Annotated in this window: 16 protein-coding genes; 4 read left to right on the top strand and 12 right to left on the bottom strand. The window is 52.0% G+C overall.

Going from position 1 to position 19,451, the window contains the following annotated elements:
• Positions 1-536: 536 nt before the first annotated feature.
• Genes ispH through ribF form a run of 5 tightly spaced genes read right to left on the bottom strand, consistent with a single transcriptional unit; the run spans position 537 to position 6,239 of the window.
• The gene (gene ispH, locus R9X49_RS16495) at positions 537-1,487 is read right to left on the bottom strand and encodes a 4-hydroxy-3-methylbut-2-enyl diphosphate reductase (RefSeq protein ID WP_225085828.1); all 951 of its coding nucleotides are present in this window, start codon (positions 1,485-1,487) and stop codon (positions 537-539) included.
• Complete coding sequence (gene fkpB, locus R9X49_RS16500; protein ID WP_256598989.1) at positions 1,468-1,941, bottom strand: FKBP-type peptidyl-prolyl cis-trans isomerase; 474 nt, start codon at positions 1,939-1,941, stop codon at positions 1,468-1,470. The genes ispH and fkpB overlap by 20 nt, the downstream gene beginning before the upstream one ends.
• Positions 1,941-2,456, bottom strand: a complete 516-nt coding sequence (lspA, locus tag R9X49_RS16505; RefSeq protein ID WP_319849564.1) for a signal peptidase II — start codon at positions 2,454-2,456, stop codon at positions 1,941-1,943. Before lspA ends, fkpB begins: the two co-directional genes overlap by 1 nt.
• Positions 2,453-5,266, bottom strand: coding sequence for an isoleucine--tRNA ligase (ileS, locus tag R9X49_RS16510; protein WP_319849420.1), 2,814 nt, complete (start codon positions 5,264-5,266; stop codon positions 2,453-2,455). The genes lspA and ileS overlap by 4 nt, the downstream gene beginning before the upstream one ends.
• Positions 5,267-5,297: 31 nt before the next feature.
• Positions 5,298-6,239: a bifunctional riboflavin kinase/FAD synthetase gene (ribF, locus tag R9X49_RS16515; protein ID WP_319849421.1), complete on the bottom strand. Its 942-nt coding sequence runs from the start codon at positions 6,237-6,239 to the stop codon at positions 5,298-5,300.
• Positions 6,240-6,664: 425 nt separating this feature from the next.
• Between ribF and rpsT the strand changes: the two genes are divergently transcribed.
• Entirely contained in the window at positions 6,665-6,928 is a 264-nt protein-coding gene (rpsT, locus tag R9X49_RS16520) for a 30S ribosomal protein S20 (protein WP_010681770.1), read from the top strand.
• 37 nt (positions 6,929-6,965) lie between these two features.
• On the opposite strand, the gene nhaR is transcribed toward rpsT, so the two are convergent.
• From nhaR to dnaK, 4 genes are all read right to left on the bottom strand, one after another.
• Complete coding sequence (gene nhaR / locus R9X49_RS16525) at positions 6,966-7,880, bottom strand: transcriptional activator NhaR (RefSeq protein WP_319849422.1); 915 nt, start codon at positions 7,878-7,880, stop codon at positions 6,966-6,968.
• A gap of 32 nt (positions 7,881-7,912) precedes the next feature.
• Positions 7,913-9,109 carry a Na+/H+ antiporter NhaA gene (gene nhaA / locus R9X49_RS16530; protein ID WP_319849423.1) on the bottom strand — a complete coding sequence of 399 codons (1,197 nt, stop codon included), beginning with the start codon at positions 9,107-9,109 and terminating at the stop codon, positions 7,913-7,915.
• 282 nt (positions 9,110-9,391) lie between these two features.
• The gene (gene dnaJ / locus R9X49_RS16535) at positions 9,392-10,528 is read right to left on the bottom strand and encodes a molecular chaperone DnaJ (protein WP_319849424.1); all 1,137 of its coding nucleotides are present in this window, start codon (positions 10,526-10,528) and stop codon (positions 9,392-9,394) included.
• A gap of 107 nt (positions 10,529-10,635) precedes the next feature.
• A complete protein-coding gene (gene dnaK, locus R9X49_RS16540; RefSeq protein WP_319849425.1) occupies positions 10,636-12,543 on the bottom strand; it encodes a molecular chaperone DnaK in 1,908 nt (635 codons plus the stop codon).
• A 483-nt stretch (positions 12,544-13,026) separates the two neighbouring features.
• On the opposite strand from dnaK, the gene satP reads away from it, so the two are divergent.
• The gene (gene satP, locus R9X49_RS16545) at positions 13,027-13,602 is read left to right on the top strand and encodes an acetate uptake transporter (RefSeq protein ID WP_319849426.1); all 576 of its coding nucleotides are present in this window, start codon (positions 13,027-13,029) and stop codon (positions 13,600-13,602) included.
• A gap of 143 nt (positions 13,603-13,745) precedes the next feature.
• Here satP and R9X49_RS16550 read toward each other — a convergent pair whose 3' ends face one another.
• Both R9X49_RS16550 and mog read right to left on the bottom strand, forming a co-directional pair.
• Positions 13,746-15,083 carry an MFS transporter gene (locus R9X49_RS16550; protein WP_319849427.1) on the bottom strand — a complete coding sequence of 446 codons (1,338 nt, stop codon included), beginning with the start codon at positions 15,081-15,083 and terminating at the stop codon, positions 13,746-13,748.
• 120 nt (positions 15,084-15,203) lie between these two features.
• Complete coding sequence (mog, locus tag R9X49_RS16555) at positions 15,204-15,791, bottom strand: molybdopterin adenylyltransferase (RefSeq protein ID WP_319849428.1); 588 nt, start codon at positions 15,789-15,791, stop codon at positions 15,204-15,206.
• Between the two features lie 389 nt (positions 15,792-16,180).
• Here mog and R9X49_RS16560 point away from each other — a divergent pair, with 389 nt between their 5' ends.
• Positions 16,181-17,269 carry a GGDEF domain-containing protein gene (locus R9X49_RS16560; RefSeq protein WP_319849429.1) on the top strand — a complete coding sequence of 363 codons (1,089 nt, stop codon included), beginning with the start codon at positions 16,181-16,183 and terminating at the stop codon, positions 17,267-17,269.
• A 76-nt stretch (positions 17,270-17,345) separates the two neighbouring features.
• Here the strand turns inward: R9X49_RS16560 and tal are convergent, their stop codons facing one another.
• The gene (gene tal / locus R9X49_RS16565) at positions 17,346-18,299 is read right to left on the bottom strand and encodes a transaldolase (RefSeq protein ID WP_319849431.1); all 954 of its coding nucleotides are present in this window, start codon (positions 18,297-18,299) and stop codon (positions 17,346-17,348) included.
• Between the two features lie 302 nt (positions 18,300-18,601).
• Between tal and yaaA the strand changes: the two genes are divergently transcribed.
• Positions 18,602-19,375 carry a peroxide stress protein YaaA gene (gene yaaA, locus R9X49_RS16570; RefSeq protein WP_319849432.1) on the top strand — a complete coding sequence of 258 codons (774 nt, stop codon included), beginning with the start codon at positions 18,602-18,604 and terminating at the stop codon, positions 19,373-19,375.
• Positions 19,376-19,451: the final 76 nt, after the last annotated feature.

Consider the following 19,451-nt stretch of genomic DNA (forward strand, 5'->3'; position numbering starts at 1 on the left):
CACTATCGCCAGCGGATTTACCGCCAGATTAGAAAATACTGTTTGAAGCCGCAGAAAATCAGCAAAACTGTCTCATCACAGGCAGCAGAATCGCGTCTGGAAGCGATGAAAAACCGTGATGCGTTTGAAGACATGCAGGGAAGGTTAAAAATAAACCACATGACATAACGCATAAAAATTCATTTTTATGCATTAACATTTTCATGAGTGAATACAGGGGAGAGATATGCCCTAAATAATTCGAGTTTCAGGAAGGCGGCAAGAGAAGGACAAATTCGTCGGGAACGAATTTGACCAGCCAACGGCTGGCCTCCGGTGAGAGACAGGATGTCTCTCATTTCATCCCGATGAGCTTACTCAGGTAAGTGATTCGGGTGACTGACAAATCTGCCAGAGGCAGATTTGAACGCTGCTTGCAGCGGCCCCAGCGGGCGAGGTCCACGTAAGTGGACCGAGTAGCGCGGCCAACGCACATGCAACTTGAAGTATGACGGGCATAACAGCGGTAGGGCCGAAGCCCTACCACAGAAACAGCGTTAATCTACCTGTTTGACTTCAACACGCAGCTCTTTCGGCACTTCAAAGACGATGTTTTCTTCACGCCCCTGCATTTCAACGGCAACCTTGCCGCCTAATGCTTTCAGGCGCTGAATCACCTGTTGTACCAGGATATCCGGTGCGGATGCGCCTGCGGTTACCCCAACATGCGAAGCGCCCTCTACCCATGACTCCTGGATATCTTCGGCTGAATCAATCAGATAAGCCGCTTTCCCCGCTCTCTGTGCCAATTCAGCAAGACGGTTAGAGTTTGAGGAATTTTTAGAGCCCACAACAAACACGACATCCGCCTTATCCGACAAATGGCGAACCGCTTCCTGACGATTGGTCGTGGCATAGCAGATATCATCTTTACGCGGCCCGACAATCTGCGGAAAACGTTCGCGCAACGCATCAATCACCGCATAGGTATCATCAACAGAAAGCGTGGTTTGCGTCATAAAGCACAGGTTGCTTTCGTCTTTTACCTGTAGCTGCCAGACATCCTCGGGGGATTCCACCAGATACATGCCACCATCCGCATTGCTGTACTGACCCATCGTCCCTTCAACTTCAGGGTGTCCGGCATGCCCAATAAGAATCGCTTCTACACCTTTCTTACTGGCTCTGGCCACTTCCATATGCACTTTGGTTACCAGCGGGCAGGTGGCATCGAATACCGTCAGGTCACGGCTTTTTGCTTCATTGCGTACCGCTTGCGAAACGCCATGTGCCGAGAAAATCAGAATCGCACCGTCCGGCACGTCTTCAATCTGCTCAATAAAAATGGCACCACGTTCGCGCAACCCGTTAACCACATAACGGTTATGTACCACTTCATGACGGACGTAGATCGGCGTACCAAAAAGCTCCAGCGCGCGCTCCACAATGCTGATAGCACGATCGACACCGGCACAAAAGCCGCGTGGATTAGCCAGCAGGATCTGCATGGGACACCTCCTGTTGTACGGGATCGATATCCAGCACTTCGAGATCGAAGGTAATCGCCTGACCGGACAGAGGATGATTGAAATCCACGGTGACCGATTCCTCGGTCACATCGCGGATAATCCCCGGCATATCATTCCCGGCAACGCCGCTGAACAGCATAATGGTGCCAACATCCGGCACGCCGGTCTGGGCGAAATCACGACGCAAGAAGAACTGGATCAGGTTTGGATTGGTCGGCCCAAAGGCCGACTCCGGCGGCAGCGTAAACTTGCGCTTATCGCCACGTTTCAATCCCAACAGATTTTGTTCCAGCGCGTCAGACAGGCTGCTATCGCCAAGGCGGAACAGCGCTGGCTTGCCGCGCTCACGCGTAGACTCGGCCGTGGAGCCATCCTCCAGCGTGAGAATAAAATGCACCAGCAGCGCGCTGTTGTGCTGCACAGTCTCGGACATCAGTGACCCTTTTGCTTAACGGTATCAGTATCATCATGCGTACTGAAAAACCCTTCCAGTACGATGAGCGCCGCACCAATACAGATGGCGGTATCGGCCAGGTTAAACGTGGCAAAGTGCCAGTCACCGACATAGAAATCGATGAAATCGACGACAAACCCATGCCATGTCCGATCAAACAGATTGCCCAACGCACCGCCGATAATCAGCGAATACGCAATGTTATTCAGCCTGTGTTTGACGCTGCCACGGTACATCATCACCAGCAGCGCAACCACGATAGCAATCGCGATACCGGCAAAGAACCAGCGTTGCCAGCCGCCTTTATCCGCCAGGAAGCTGAATGCTGCGCCGTAGTTACGGGCGTAATGCAGATTCAGAGAAGGCATAACTGGTACCGTATCCCCCAGCGCAAAGTGGGCAAGAATCCACTGCTTGCTGCCAAGATCGATAACTAAAACCAGCACCGCCAGCCAGAGCCAGCGCAGTCCACTCGAACAGATCTTATTCATCAGACAAATTTACGCTCTTCGCCGTTACCGCCCACGTTAGTCGCACAGCGACCACACACTTCAGGATGATCGGCATTACTACCGATATCCGTCTCGTAATGCCAGCAGCGTGGACACTTGTGCCCTTCTGCCTCACTTAAGGCAATTTTCAGTCCGGTGAGTTCCGTTGCCTGCGCGCTATCCGGCGCATTTTCATAACGTTCTACCAGCGCTTTTGACGTCAACAGCGCGAAGTGCAGTTCCTGACGCAGCTGGTTCAGTTTGCCCGCCAGATTGGCATCGGCGTACAGCGTGACAGAGGCTTCCAGCGATCCGCCGATGCGCTTGTCATTACGTGCCTGCTCGATGACTTTGTTCACTTCGCTACGCACTTTCAGGACATCCGCCCAGAACGCATCGTTCATGGTTTCTGCGCTATCCAACGAGAACAGACCGTCATACCACTCTTCGGTAAAGACGTACTGTGCACGCTCGCCCGGCAGGTAGTTCCAGATCTCATCCGCGGTGAAGGACATAATCGGCGCCATCCAGCGAACCAATGCTTCAGAGATATGGTACAGCGCGGTCTGGCAGCTACGGCGCGCAACGCTATCGCCTTTGGCCGTGTACTGACGATCTTTAATGATATCCAGATAGAACGAACCCATTTCGATCGAGCAGAACTGCATCAGGCGTTGTACAACGCGGTGGAAATCATAGCTTTCATACGCTTCGAGGATCTCTTCCTGCGCCGCTTTCGCACAGCCGACCGCCCAGCGATCCAGCACGACCATATCTTCTGGTTTCACCATATGTTGCTGTGGATCGAACCCATTCAGGTTCGCCAGCAGGAAACGCGCGGTGTTACGGATACGACGATAGGCATCGGCAGAACGCTTCAGGATCTCATCAGATACGGCGATTTCACCGGAGTAATCTGTTGAACCGATCCACAGACGCAGAATGTCAGCACCCAGCTTATTCATCACGTCCTGCGGACTCACGGTATTCCCGATCGACTTGGACATTTTGCGGCCCTGACCATCAACGGTGAAACCGTGAGTCAGTACCTGACGATAAGGCGCTTTGCCTTTGATCGCCGTTGAGATCATCAGGGAAGACATGAACCAGCCACGATGCTGGTCAGACCCTTCCAGATACATATCCGCCGCGTGACCGCCGAATTCAGGGCGAACGTCCACGACAGACGCGTGCGTCGATCCAGAATCGAACCATACGTCCAGCGTGTCCGGCACTTTGACGTAGTTGTCAGCGTCTGCGCCCAAGATATCGGCCGGATCGAGATCCCACCATGCCTGAATGCCGTCGGCTTCAACACGTTTCGCCACCGCTTCAATCAGTTCAGCGGTACGCGGATGCAGCTCTTCTGTCTCTTTGTGGACGAACAGCGACATTGGCACGCCCCAGGTACGCTGACGGGAGATACACCAGTCAGGACGGTTCGCAACCATCGCTTCGATACGCGCCTGACCCCAATCCGGGATCCACTGCACGCCTTTTATTTCAGACAGCGACTGCTTACGCAGGCCTTTCTGATCCATGCTGACAAACCATTGTGGCGTGGCACGGAAAATGATCGGCGACTTATGACGCCAGCAGCACGGGTAGCTGTGCTGTAATTTCTCTACGTGCAGCAACATGCCTTTTTCACGCAGGATTTCAACGATCAGATCGTTGGCTTTGAAAACGAATTTGCCGTCCAGTTCAGGATAGGTGCCGCTCAGGTAGCAGCCATTCGGCCCAACCGGGTTAGCGATTTCCAGATTGTATTTCTGGCTGATCACATAGTCGTCAGGACCGTGACCACCGGCGGTATGCACCGCACCTGTACCCGCATCCAGCGTCACGTGCTCGCCCAGAATGGCCGGTACGTCGAAGTTCAGGAACGGGTGTTTGAAACGCAGCAACTCAAGATCCGCGCCTTTGCAATCGCACAGAACCTGCCACTGGCTGATGCCAGCGCGCTTCATCACGCTTTCAACCAGATCGGCCGCCAGAATCAGCGCCTGACCGTCAATTTGCACCAGCTGATAGGCAAATTCCGCATTCAGCGAGATCGCACGGTTTGCTGGCAGCGTCCACGGCGTCGTCGTCCAGATCACCAGTGAAACGGGGCCGTCTACGCTCTTCACGCCAAATTTGGCTAATACCGCCGCCACGTCGCTGGCGTTAAATGCCACATCAATGGATGGAGAGGTTTTGTCGTAATATTCGACTTCTGCTTCCGCCAGCGCGGAACCGCAGTCCGCACACCAGTGAACCGGCTTCGCCCCCTTATGCAGGTGACCGTTTTCAATGATGCGGCCCAGCGCACGAATGATGTTCGCTTCAGTTTTGAAATCCATCGTCAGGTAAGGACGATCCCAATCACCCAGCACGCCGAGACGAATAAAATCGGCTTTCTGTCCGGCAACCTGCTCTGCCGCATATTTACGGCACTCCGCGCGGAATTCCGCAGCGCTGACTTTCTCGCCCGGCTTACCGACCAACTGCTCTACTTTCAGCTCAATCGGCAGACCGTGGCAGTCCCAGCCCGGCACGTAGGGAGAATCGTAGCCAGACAGGCCTTTCGATTTAACGATAATATCTTTCAGAATCTTGTTAACTGAGTGACCAATGTGAATGCTGCCGTTCGCGTACGGAGGGCCATCGTGCAAAATGAAGGTTTTCTTTCCCTTCTTCGCATTGCGAATAATCCCGTACAGATCCTGTTCATACCAACGTTTCAGCATGTCAGGTTCGCGCTTGGCCAGATCGCCACGCATCGGGAACCCTGTTTCCGGCAAGTTCAGGGTAGTCTTATAGTCACTCATTAGATTCTCGATTTCGTTTCGGCTAGAAAAATTAAACCGGTGTCTTTAACCCGAAGAACGTCCGGGCTGTCACCACATCATCGGCGATTTGCTGTTTTAACGCATCGAGCGAAGCAAAACGCTGTTCATTACGGATCTTTTTACGCAGTACAACTTCAATATGGCGACCATAGAGGTTCATCGCCACGTCCAGCAAATGCACTTCAAGCTGCTGGCGTTTGTCACCGTTTACGGTCGGACGCGTGCCAATATTGGCAACGCCCGGCAGTGGTTCTTGCCCCAGCCCATAAACGCTGACGGCATACACGCCGCTAACAGGGGAAACCTGACGTTTCAGCGGCAGATTGGCAGTAGGGAACCCGATGGTTCGCCCCAATTCTTTGCCATGTTCCACGCGCCCGGAAATGCTGTAAGGATGGCCCAGCAGGCTTTCCGCCAGCTCGAGTTCATCGCGACTGAGCGCTTCCCGCACGGCAGTGCTGCTAACCCGTTTACCGCCATTACAGAACGAATCGGTGCTGATGACATCAAATCCCGACTCACGTCCAGCCTTCTGTAATAACAGGAAATCTCCCTGACGACCAGCCCCGAAGCGGAAGTCATCCCCCACAACCAGAAACTTCACGCCCAATTTTTTCACCAGCAGAGAAGAAACGAACGTCTCGGCATCATTGGCGGCAAAACGCGCATCGAATCTGACGCACAGCAGATAGTCCACGCCGGCCTGCGCCAGATATTTCACCTTGTCACGCAGACGCGTCAAACGGGCTGGCGCTTTTTCCGCAGCGAAGAGTTCCAGCGGCTGTGGTTCAAAAATCATCACCATCACCGGCAGCCCACGAGCGCGTCCTTCCTGCTTCAGTCGTTCAAGCAGCATTTGGTGTCCGAGGTGCACGCCGTCAAAATTACCAATAGTGAGCACACAGCCGTAATGGTGTGCCCGAAGATTGTGTATACCGCGAATTAGCTGCATGGCTGGCCCAGAACAAAGGGTTAATATTATGGAAATCGGCGGATTATACCTTGTACAGCGAGTAAGGTTAACCCGCGATTCGCGCCTTTTGCAGCCACCCTGTAAATCGTGCCGGTATTTGCACGTTTTTTAGCGGAATCCTCGATGGATGACGCCCAGACGCAGAATATCCAGATAGTGGATGCCCTGCACAATCCGACTTTACCGATGGCAGACAGGGTTTTATCAAATTCAGGATGAATTTATGATGCGAAAGGCTGTATTCCACCGCGTGAAGCTGCTAAAATCCTGCGCCATCACAACGTAACAAGTGTCGACGTACAAACGACGCTTATTTGCACAAATCCATTGACAAACGAAGGCTAAACGAGCATATTCCACGGCCTTTGAATTGTCCTCGATTGAATATATTTGGGAGTTGGACCTTGGCTAATATCAAATCAGCTAAGAAACGCGCCGTACAATCTGAGAAGCGCCGTAAGCATAACGCAAGCCGTCGCTCTATGATGCGTACTTTCATCAAGAAAGTATACGCGGCGATCGCGACTGGCGATAAAGAAGCGGCACAGAAAGCGTTTAATGACATGCAACCGATCGTGGATCGCCAGGCTGGTAAAGGCCTGATCCACAAGAACAAAGCTGCACGTCATAAATCCAATCTGGTTGCGCGCATCAACGCCATGCAATAATCACGCACCTGCGTGTTGTTGCTAAGAAAAAACCGGCTCAGGCCGGTTTTTTTGCATCTGAAGTATCACTGAAGAGCGCCGAAAAATCCGCGTTACACACACGCTGCACCGCCGGATGCTGGATCATTCTGGCCGCAAAGATCGCGTAATACTCGTCCTGAATGTTCTCGATCCTGCCGATCTCAACGATGTCACCCTGCTGGTAGATTTCATTGGCATACAGTGATGGCGCAACGAAAACGGCGTCATTGTTAATGCCGAACGCGGTCATCAGCGCCGCATCATCAAATTCACCCAAAATGTTTACCTGAATATTCTGCGCAGTAAACCAATTCAGCAACTTGCGTCCCAACATGGTTCGCCGTCCTGGAATCAGTAACTTACGTTGTTCAAGGCAGGCAGGAAAAGCGTATTCGGGCTGAGGACGTTTACAGTAAAAGCTTACGCCACACTCGCCCAGCTTGATTGAAAATAGCCCTTCCTGCTGCGTCGAATCCACCGGACAGTCCGACAAAATCATATCCAGCTTATGCTGGCTCAACTGCTCCAGCAGCATTTCGTGCGTCGACTCAAAACAGCGCAAATGGATATGCTCCTGTTCCGTCACGACCGTTTCCAGCACCCTGCTAACCAGCCGTTTGGATAATGCATCTGCCACGCCGACATCGAATAACAGGTTCGATTCTTTGCGGTAGTTCACAATATCCAACATTTCCTGGCTAAGCTGAAACATGCTATCCGCATAGCGAAAAACAAGCTGCCCCAGTTCCGTCGGTTCCAGCCCCCGTCCCTTGCGCTTGAAAAGCTTGCCCTGCAGACGCTCTTCCAGGCATTTGATCTGCCCGGTAATGGTCTGCGGCGTTAAGAACAGCGTCTCTGCCGCACCGGCAACGGAGCCCGACTTATAAACCTGCCAGAAATAATAGAGATGATTAAAATTCAAATGAGACACACCTTCCCCCTCTTCGCGCCTCCGGCATGGCCTCAACCCTTACACGGCTGCACCGCCTTGTCCAGCGTAGGCAACACCCCACGCAGTGCCAGATAGCCGAGCAGCGCCGCCAATCCCGATGCCAGCAAGATTCCCAGCTTGGCATAGGTAATCAATTCCGCATCACCGCCAGAAAAGGCCAGCAGCGTAATGAATATCGACATGGTAAAACCGATGCCACACAGCACGGACACCGCCACAATCTGGCTAAAGCCAACGCCAGCCGGCAAACGCGCGTAGCCCAGCCGAATGGTTAGCCAACTGAACAAGGTAATACCCAGCGGTTTACCGATCAGTAGCCCGGCGGCGATACCCAGACTCAGAGGGGAAAACAGTTTTTCCAGCACAATTCCCTGTAACACAATGCCAGCGTTAGCGAAGGCAAACAGCGGAATAATCAGAAACGCGACCCACGTTTGTAAACCGTGTTCCAGCGTGGTTGCCGGAGACGTTTCCCCGTCGGACGTGCGCAAAGGGATAAAGAATCCGACGATCACCCCAGCCAACGTCGCATGAACGCCACATTTCAGGATGCAGACCCACAGGACCATCCCCACCAGCAAATAGGCGGATGTTTTCCTGACCTGTTGCCTGTTCAAATAGGCCAGCGCTGCAACCGCCAATACCGCGCCGCCCAGCGCAGGCCAGAAGATCTGCTGCGTATAAAACAGGGCAATGATCAGGATCGCTCCCAGATCGTCAATGATCGCCAGCGCCAGCAGGAAGACTTTTAATCCTGCGGGCACGCGCTTGCCCAATAGCGTCAGCACACCAATGGCGAACGCAATATCCGTCGCAGCGGGAATAGCCCAGCCAGCGCGCGTTACCTCATCCTTTGCGTTGAAAAGCAGAAAGAGCAAGGCGGGAAAAACCATTCCGCCTACCGCCGCCGCCAGTGGCAACATCGCCTGCTGACGACTGGCTAAGGTGCCTTCAACCAGCTCGCGTTTCACTTCCAGACCAATCAGCAGGAAGAAAATCGCCATCAGGCCATCGTTAATCCACAGCAGCAGATTCTTATTAATTTCCAGTGCGCCAAAGCGCATTTCCACTGGCATCATAAGGAACTGTTGATAGCCAGCGGCGGTAACAGACCAATTGGCAAACACGAGCGCGAAAACCGTTGCCATCATCAACATCATGCCAGCCGCCGCATCCAATCCGATAAAACGGCGAATCATTGTTATCATTGACTTACTCTCCCATCAGGCACGAACACCAATACCGTACGTCCGCTTTCTTGCCAGCAAGATTACGCAATCTAACTACTCGTTAAAAGCAGATTAAAACTGGCATAAAACTCGTAAAAACCGATCTGTTAAGTGGGGAGTTTTAGAGCGAGGTATAAAAACGTCGGAAACATTTTTCAACGCTGTGCAGCAACGGTGCGGAGTACGGACAAGGATGTCTGTCATAAAAAAACCGGCGGGTTTACCCCACCGGTCTTTTGATTACGCGTTAACGATAAGCCACTAACGGGTCAAATCGTCGAAGAATTTCTTCACGCCATCGAAAAAGCTTTTCGAACGCGGGCTGTTTCTTTCACCAGACGGGCCACCGAAACTCTCATCAAGCTCTTGCAGCAGCTGTCTCTGACGCTCGTTCAGGTTAACTGGCGTTTCCACAACCACACGACACAGCAGATCGCCCTGTGCACCGCCACGTACCGATTTCACGCCTTTGCCACGCATACGGAACAGTTTGCCGGTTTGCGTTTCCGCAGGCACTTTCAGCTTCACACGGCCATCCAGCGTCGGGACTTCAATCTCGCCACCTAATGCTGCCATCGCAAAATTGATCGGCACTTCGCAGTACAGGTTATTTTCTTCACGCTGGAAGATCGGGTGCGCTTTAACCTGCACCTGAACGTACAAATCCCCTGACGGCGCGCCGTGCTCGCCCGCTTCGCCTTCACCGGACAAACGAATACGGTCGCCCGTATCCACACCCGCCGGAATTTTCACCGACAGCGTTTTGCTCTTCTCTACGCGGCCATGACCGTGGCATTTGACGCACGGATCTTTAATGATCTTACCGCGACCATGGCAGTGTGGACACGCCTGCTGTACGGTAAAGAAGCCCTGACGCATCTGAACCTGACCATTACCATGACAGGTTGGACAGGTGATCGGAGAGCTACCCGGCTTCGCACCGCTGCCGTGGCACACGTCACACTCTTCCAGTGCGGGAATACGGATCTCTTTGGTGACGCCACGTACCGCTTCTTCCAGCGTCAACTCCATGTTGTAGCGTAAATCGGATCCACGGCTCGCGCGCTGACGGCGGCCACCGCCAAAAATATCCCCGAACACGTCGCCAAAAATATCACCAAAATCGGCACCGCCGCCGCCAAAGCCACCGCCGCCTCCACCCATACCACCTTGCTCAAACGCCGCGTGACCGTACTGATCGTAGGCAGCGCGTTTTTGCGAGTCGGTAAGGATCTCGTAGGCTTCTTTGATCTCTTTGAACTTGGCTTCTGCCTCGCTATCACCCGGATTACGATCGGGGTGGTACTTCATCGCCAGACGCTTGTAGGCTTTCTTTATTTCGCGCTCATCCGCGCTTTTAGCAACGCCCAGGCTTTCGTAATAATCTTGCTTCGCCATTTCTTTTCCTGCCCTCAACATGCGTGCACGGGCGCAGAGTTTCCTCGACGCCCGTGCTGATTGCCAGCAATAGCCTTGTGGCTGCTACTGCGCCCGCTCAAGGGCGATTACTTTTTATCTTTTACTTCTTCAAACTCAGCATCAACGACATCGTCGTCGCGACGAGCAGAGGCATCATCAGCGGCACCTTCAGGGCCTTGCTGTGGTTGAGACGCTTCCAGCAGCTTGCCGGAAACCTGAACCAGCGCCTGCATTTTCGCTTCGATTTCTGCTTTGTCTTCGCCTTTCAGCGCGCTTTCCAGCGCTTTCAGTGCGTCGTCAATGGCAGCTTTATCGTCAGCGGCCAGCTTGTCGCCTGCTTCTTCCAGCTGCTTACGCGTGCTGTGCAGCAGGTGATCGCCCTGGTTGCGTACCTGAACCAGCTCTTCAAACTTACGGTCAGCTTCAGCGTTTGCTTCCGCGTCACGTACCATTTTCTGGATTTCTTCTTCGTTCAGACCAGAAGAGGCCTTGATGGTAATTTTCTGCTCGCGACCGCTGTTTTTGTCTTTCGCAGAAACATGCAGGATACCGTCGGCGTCGATGTCGAAAGTGACTTCGATCTGCGGCATACCGCGCGGTGCAGCCTGAATACCATCCAGGTTAAACTGACCCAGAGATTTGTTATCGTGCGCACGCTTACGCTCACCCTGCAGAACATGAATCGTTACCGCAGACTGGTTGTCTTCCGCCGTTGAGAACACCTGACTGTGTTTAGTCGGGATCGTGGTGTTCTTGGCAATCAGCGCCGTCATCACGCCGCCCATGGTTTCGATACCCAGAGACAGCGGGGTAACGTCCAGCAGCAGAACGTCTTTCACGTCACCAGACAGAACGCCGCCCTGAACCGCAGCACCGATAGCAACCGCTTCATCCGGGTTCACGTCCTTACGCGGCTCTTTACCGAAGAAGTCAGCGACTTTCTTCTGTACCAGAGGCATACGCGTCTGACCACCAACCAGAATCACGTCCTGAATTTCAGAAACGGACAGGCCAGCATCCTGCAATGCCACTTTCAGCGGCTCCAGAGAACGGTTCACCAGCTCTTCTACCAGTGATTCCAGTTTCGCACGGGTCACTTTAATGTTCAGGTGCTTAGGACCGGTCGCATCCGCCGTGATGTACGGCAGGTTAACGTCAGTCTGCTGAGCAGAAGACAGCTCGATCTTGGCTTTTTCTGCGGCTTCTTTCAGACGCTGCATGGCCAGCGGGTCATTGCGCAGGTCGAAACCTTGCTCTTTCTTAAATTCGTCAACCAGATAGTTGATCATGCGGCTATCGAAGTCTTCACCACCCAGGTGAGTGTCACCGTTGGTTGCCAGCACTTCGAAGGTTTTCTCGCCATCAACTTCGTCGATTTCGATAATGGAAATATCGAACGTACCGCCGCCCAGGTCGTAAACCGCGATAGTACGGTTGCCGACTTCTTTATCCAGACCGTAAGCCAGCGCTGCCGCTGTCGGTTCGTTGATGATACGTTTTACTTCCAGACCCGCGATACGGCCGGCATCTTTAGTCGCCTGACGCTGCGCATCGTTGAAGTAAGCAGGTACGGTAATAACCGCTTCGGTGATCGTCTCACCCAGGTAGTCTTCCGCCGTTTTCTTCATTTTTTTCAGCACTTCAGCTGAAATCTGCGGCGGAGCCATTTTCTGATCTTTCACTTCCAGCCATGCATCGCCATTATCTGCCGCGATAATTTTGTACGGCATGATGTTGGCATCGCGCTGAACTTCTTCGTCTTTGAAACGACGGCCAATCAGGCGCTTGATAGCAAACAGTGTATTTTTCGGGTTGGTCACTGCCTGACGTTTAGCCGGTTGGCCAACCAGAGTTTCACCATCTTGCGTATAAGCAATGATTGAAGGCGTGGTGCGATCGCCTTCGCTATTTTCCAGTACTTTTACCTGAGTACCGTCAATAATCGCGACACAAGAGTTGGTTGTACCCAGGTCGATACCAATAATCTTACCCATCTAAACATCTCCACTAAAAAGTCATATTCGGTGTGGTGGTTAAACCTACTGTGCGGGCGAAATGTCGTTTTTCAACAAGATTTCTCGTTTTCCAACGACACACCCTCGTTTTTCATCAGCAGCACACGTTTCATTTTCATGCTAACCACCGATGTAACGGCCCGACACACGCCTTCGCGGCAGGTCAAACTGTTTCGGTTGGAAATAAGATGGGGCCAACATTTCTATCATCAAGGGGGGAAGATGAAAAAAAATGACCTTTATCCCTCGTACGATCAAACTATTCTGCCTTCCCCATGTTGTGTCCGTTCCCAACGCCCGATATGATGCCGCGCTCGCTGCAAAAATGGGGACATTTCCCTACATAATGGCGGGCAATAACACCTAAACGACACCTATCCCAACGTGATTGGCGCATTCGCTAACCTTAATGCCGCGCCCGACGCGAAGGGACTATTAATAATCTGTTATTGCAGAGGATTTATGAGCACGAACACGTTGGCAAATCCTGGTCCATTAGGACTGATGGGCTTCGGGATGACCACTATTCTGTTGAACCTGCACAACGCAGGCTTTTTCCCACTTTCTTCCATCATTCTCAGCATGGGTATTTTCTACGGCGGCATCGCCCAGATTCTGGCCGGTCTGCTGGAATATAAAAAAGGCAATACATTTGGCGTGACCGCATTCACGTCTTATGGCGCATTCTGGCTGACGCTGGTTGCCATTCTCGTGCTGCCGAAAATGGGTCTGGCGGAAGCCAGCGATGCTCAATTCCTTGGCGTGTTCCTTGGCCTGTGGGGCATCTTCACACTGTTTATGTTCTTCGGTACATTTGGCACCAACCGCGCACTGCAATTTGTCTTCGGTAGCCTGACCGTACTGTTTGCTCTGCTGGCCGTAGGTAACTTTACCGGCAACCACGCCCTGCTGACCTTCGCGGGTTACGAAGGTATCATCTGTGGCGCGAGTGCAATTTATCTGGCAATGGCTGAAGTGCTGAACGAGAAGTTTGGCCGCACCGTCCTGCCAATCGGTTCATGTGGCGCGTCCCACTAAGTTCTGATGCAATATAATTTCTGACGCGGTAAGCTCTCGCCGCGTTAAATGCCAACGGGCCCTGTCTATCTGACAAGGGCCCGTTTGTTTTTGATGATGACGCGTTTTTAATGACGGTACGTTTTAAGAACGAGACAACACGCTTAAACCTCAACAGGAGAACGATCGCGCGCGTCGCTATCAGCCACAGCATGCGAATCGGCATCCAGATCGCGCTGCAAATATATCCCCAGCAGCAGACCTACCGCGGCTAGCGTCAGCACATAAAATGCCGGTGCCAGCGGCGTTGCCTTCATAATCAGCGTGACAAAGACAGGCGTAAGGCCACCGAAAATGGCATAGGAAACGTTGTAGGAAAAAGAAATCCCCGAGAACCGCACCGCAGCCGGAAACGCCCGCACCATAACATACGGCACACCGCCCACCACACCCACGCTGAGCCCTACAATCGCATAGCTGACAAAGAGCAGCGTCGTACTGCTTGCTGCCGAACTGTAAAAGAACCAGCTACAGGCGGCCAACGACAGGCTACCCACCATAAACAGCTTGCTGGCACCAAAGCGGTCGACCAGCAACCCCGAACCGACGCAGCCCACCATCAATGCAATCGTTGCCAAACAGTTCGCCTGCAACGCCAGCGCGGCAGGAATCCCGTGGACTTTTTGCAGGTAGGTCGGAGCCATCAGAATAACGACGACGATGCACGCAGACAGCAGCCAGGTCAGCAGCATGGAAACCACAACCGCACGTTTATGGTTTAAGACGACAGATTTCAGCGGCAACTCTTCCGCCAGCTTTTTCTGCGCCTGCATTTCCATAAAAATAGGCGTTTCCTGCAACCAGCGGCGCAGATACATGGCAACAAGGCCGAAGACCCCACCGATGAAGAACGGCAAGCGCCAGCCGCCGTCCGACATCTGCTCCGGTGTAAGCACCGTATTCAGCAACGTCGCGATCAGTGAACCCAGCAGAATACCCATCGTCAGCCCGGCAGTCAGCGTACCGCAGGCAAAACCGATGCGGGCACGAGGCACATGTTCCGCAACGAAGACCCACGCACCGGGGACTTCCCCGCCGATTGCAGCCCCTTGCAGCACGCGCATCAACAGCAGCAGAAGCGGCGCAGCAATACCAATAGCTTCATAAGTCGGCAGCAGGCCCATTGCCAGCGTCGGTAGCGCCATCAGCAATATACTGAGGCTGAACATTCTCTTACGTCCGCTCTTGTCACCGAAGTGGGCCATGATGATGCCCCCAAGCGGACGGGCCAGATAGCCTGCGGCGAAAATACCGAACGTCTGTACCTGCCGCAGCCATTCAGGAATATCCGGCGGGAAGAAGAGATCGCCAATCACGGCAGCAAAGAAGACGAAAATAATAAAATCATAAAACTCTAACGCGCCACCCAGCGCAGCCAGAGACAGCGTTTTATAGTCCTGCCGGTTCAACCGGCGAGGATCGGCGTGTTGATCCTGAGTCATAAGATACCGTGCATTGCCAGAGTGAAAAAATCCACCGCAGTGTGTAAAGTAGAAATTACTATATCGGCAAAATTTTTATACACCAGCAAAGCTGAATCTTATGTTTCAAATCGCCTAACTTCAGTCTTTTATTTCGCGCACGGCATTTTTAGGGCGAAAAGCTGCTACTACATCTGGATTGGTTTCGATGTAAGGGCCTTCCAGCAGTTGGATACAATACGGTACGCTGGCAAAAATACCGGCCACAACCACCTTGCCATCAGCGCCTTTTAAACCTTCCAGCGTTTCCTTAATCGACTTAGGCTGCCCTGGCAGGTTGAGAATCAGCGCCTGTTTACGCAGCACGCCCACCTGGCGAGAGAGAATCGCGGTCGGAACGAAGCGCAGGCTGATCTGCCGCATTTGCTCGCCAAACCCCGGCATTTCTCGATCGGCAACGGCCAGCGTGGCATCCGGCGTGACATCACGACGTGCAGGCCCCGTTCCTCCGGTCGTCAACACCAGATGACAGCCGCGTTCATCAACCAGTTCACACAGCGTTTGTTCAATCATCGGCTGTTCATCAGGCACCAGCCGGGTTTCCACGACAAAAGGCGTGGTCAGGGCGCTACGGAGCCAGGATTCCAGTTCTGGGATGCCTTTATCCTGATAAACCCCGTTGGAAGCGCGGTCAGATACGGAGACCAAACCAATACGCAATACGTTCATAAGCACCTCTGTCTAAATAAAACACCAATTTTATCAGGATATTGAACGCTTTTAGCAAACAATTAGCTCTTATGAGGAAATTCACACTGCGTCCGTTATTTCACTCCGAGTGCAATACAGCATTTGATAATAGTTATTAAATAGCGTCTCAAAAAAGAGAAAGAAATGACTTAAATTAATAATACCGTTTCGCAATTAAAATTTAAGAATAGCAGGCGCATAAAAAAGATCGCTTACCCATTAAGAGCGGATGAAATAAGCCGATAGATTAAAGAGAAGAGGATGATATCTACCACGACAGAACATCACGTTAAATCAAATAATATGATAAAATTAAAGCACTTCTTTCGTATCACAATAAGTAAAAAAGCCCTATCAAGGAAGTCGCCATGAACGATCTTAAGTATAAGATACTTAAACTTTTTGCCCATCCGACGTATGCCTTTTTCCTGTTTGGGGCGATTTCCTTTATCCTCACCATCATTATTATGCATGAAGCCAACAAATCGACCTGGAAAACAGAACGGATCAATCTCGATACCGCGATCAAAACCTACGGCTCCTACACCAATAGCGGCGAAGTAGCCGAAAGCGATATGGTTCGGCAATCCGGCACTTATTTGTCTTCACGAACCAGAACCTTTGCCTTTAACACGCGGGATTCACGTAGCGAGTGCATAAACAAGCTCTCTTCTTCCGACCTCAACTTCAACGATATGGCGGTTATTCGCACCTGCCAAAATAAACTGCCTTCTATCGGAGATTATGCGGGTAAAGACACCCTGACGATTATTTTCCCTATTCTGTCGCCAACCGATGAATTACTGGGTATTTGGATAAGAACAACCTCAGAAAACCCACAACCATCCTTTATCCAGACGCTGTCTTCTTTATCTTCGCTTCTCATTGTTGCAGGTAGTGTGCTGCTCTTTGCTATTTTAGGCAGCCTGATGTCACTGCTGACGAAAAAATATTTGGTGGAATTGCCGATCATCGCACGCTATGACGACCTCACCGGTTATTTACGGCGAGATGCGTTCTTTCTGGCCGCCAATAAAGCCTTTAGTGTCGCCAATCTGACCAAGCGTCCTGTCAGCGTCATTCTGATCGACATCGACTACTTTAAGCACGTAAATGATAGCTTTGGTCACGGCGTCGGTGACGAGGCGCTGAAGTTTGTTGCCGACACGTTCAAAAAATCATTTCGCCGCGAAGATATTTTTGGCCGTATTGGCGGCGATAAATTTGCAATCGTGTTTCCGAATACCGGATTAGACGATGCATACACCATCGTGGATAAAGCGAGAGAGCGTGTTAGCGATACGCCTTGTGAAACCGCCGCAGGAAAAATCAGGCTGACGGTCAGTATTGGGCTGGTTGAATACCATATCGCTGGAGAAGACCTCAGCGAGGTGATGAAGCGTGCCGATGATAATCTTTATATCGCGAAGAAAACCCGTAACGCGACGGCGAAATAAGCTTCTCCCTTCAAAAATGCCAGCACGCAGACAAAAAAATAGCCGGGAATCCCGGCTATTTTTATCAGCAAAATGCTTACAGTAAATCTGCAATCATCTTTTCCAGTTTTTCCTGGTCGATAGCAAATTTACGGATCCCATCAGCCAGTTTATCAATCGCCATTGGGTCTTGATTGTGCTGCCAGTAGAATTCCGCTTCTGTCATTTTCGCCGGACGAACTTTCACTTCACCAGCATAAGACAGTTTGCGAACCACTTCGCCTTCGCTTTCTGACAGCTCTTTCAACAGCGCTGGTGCGATCGTCAGGCGGTCACACCCAGCCAGTTCCAGAATCTCACCAACGTTACGGAAGCTCGCGCCCATCACGACGGTTTCATAGCCGTGCTCTTTGTAGTAGTCATAGATTTCGCTAACGGACACCACGCCTGGATCTTCGTGCGGCGCGAATTCTTTCTTATCGCCATTGGCTTTGTACCAGTCAAGAATACGGCCAACGAACGGTGAAATCAGGAATACGCCAGCTTCAGCACAGGCGCGCGCCTGTGCAAAGGAGAACAGCAGCGTCAGGTTACAGTTGATGCCTTCTTTTTCCAGCTGCTCCGCCGCGCGGATGCCCTGCCAGGTTGAAGCCAGTTTAATCAGGATACGCTCGTTGCTGATGCCTGCGTCGTTGTACAGTTTGATCAGGTGTTTTGCCTTCGCCACGCTGGCTTCGGTGTCATAAGACAAACGTGCATCCACTTCTGTGGAGATGCGGCCTGGGATCAATTTTAAAATTTCGAGACCAATGTTGACCGCCAGTTTGTCCGTAGCATCGACGACCTGCTGTTTGCGATCGCTGCTCTGCTCGCGCGCCCAGACAATCGCGTCGTCGATCAGCTTGCGGTATTCAGGAATTTGCGCCGCGTTCAGAATCAGTGAAGGGTTGGTGGTCGCATCTTGCGGTTGGTACAGTTTCATTGCCGCAATATCGCCGGTATCAGCTACAACCGTGGTCAATTGGCGTAGGGAAGTCAGTTTATCCGTCATGTTGGCATGTCTCGTTGTTTATACGTGGTGCTCGTGAATGAAAATAGCTCGTATATGAATCGACTTATTATCTAATCGGGTGGCCGTCTATTTTGCGCCGAAATCTGATAATAACACGCGCACTTTCCCGCGCAAGCCAGCCTTTTCCCACGCCCCCTTGCAACGGCGATTACACGCTGGTGATTCCCCTTTCCAAACGCGCTCGGACGTAAAAGACAAGGCGTATTGTAGCTATCGCCGTTTTCTTACGGCGTTCTTGCTATAGTAGGCTCATCTCAAATCAGACCGACAGGACATGGCGCATGCTTATTACTATTTCACCCGCAAAAACGCTCGACTACACCAGTCCTTTGGCAACAACGCGTTATACCCAGCCGGAGCTTCTGGACTATTCCAGCCAACTGATTGATGTATGTAAAAAACTGACGCCGGCACAGCTCGCCTCTCTGATGAGCATCAGCGATAAACTGGCCGATCTGAACGCAGGCCGCTTTAGCGAGTGGCATCCGGATTTCACGCCGGAGAACGCGCGTCAGGCGCTGCTGGCGTTTAAGGGTGACGTCTATACTGGATTAGCCGTTGAAGATTTCAGCGAGGATGATTTCGATTTCGCCCAGCAGCATCTGCGTATGCTATCTGGTCTGTACGGTGTGTTGCGTCCGCTGGATTTGATGCGGCCGTATCGGCTGGAAATGGGTACCAAGCTGGAAAATAAAGCCGGTAAAGATCTCTACAGTTTCTGGGGCGACACCATTACAGAAAAACTGAATCAGGCGCTGCGCGATCAAGGCGACGATGTGCTGGTTAATCTGGCATCGGATGAATATTTCAAAGCCGTTAAACCGAAAAAGCTCAATGCCCACCTGATCAAACCCGTCTTTTTGGATGAGAAAAACGGTAAATTCAAGGTGATCAGTTTCTACGCCAAGAAAGCGCGCGGCCTGATGAGTCGTTTCATTATTCAAAACCGCTTAACGCAGCCGGAACAGTTAGCAGACTTTGACTCGGAAGGTTATTTCTTCGAGGAAGCGGAATCCTCCGCCAACGAGTTAGTGTTCAAGCGTCACGAGCAGTAATTTACTTTACCCACAACCTCCGCTTATCTACGAGAACAGGAAGGTATCGCGGATTTTTCCGTTATCCGGCGTAAAA

The organism is Pectobacterium carotovorum (assembly GCF_033898505.1).
GTDB lineage: Bacteria > Pseudomonadota > Gammaproteobacteria > Enterobacterales > Enterobacteriaceae > Pectobacterium > Pectobacterium carotovorum_J.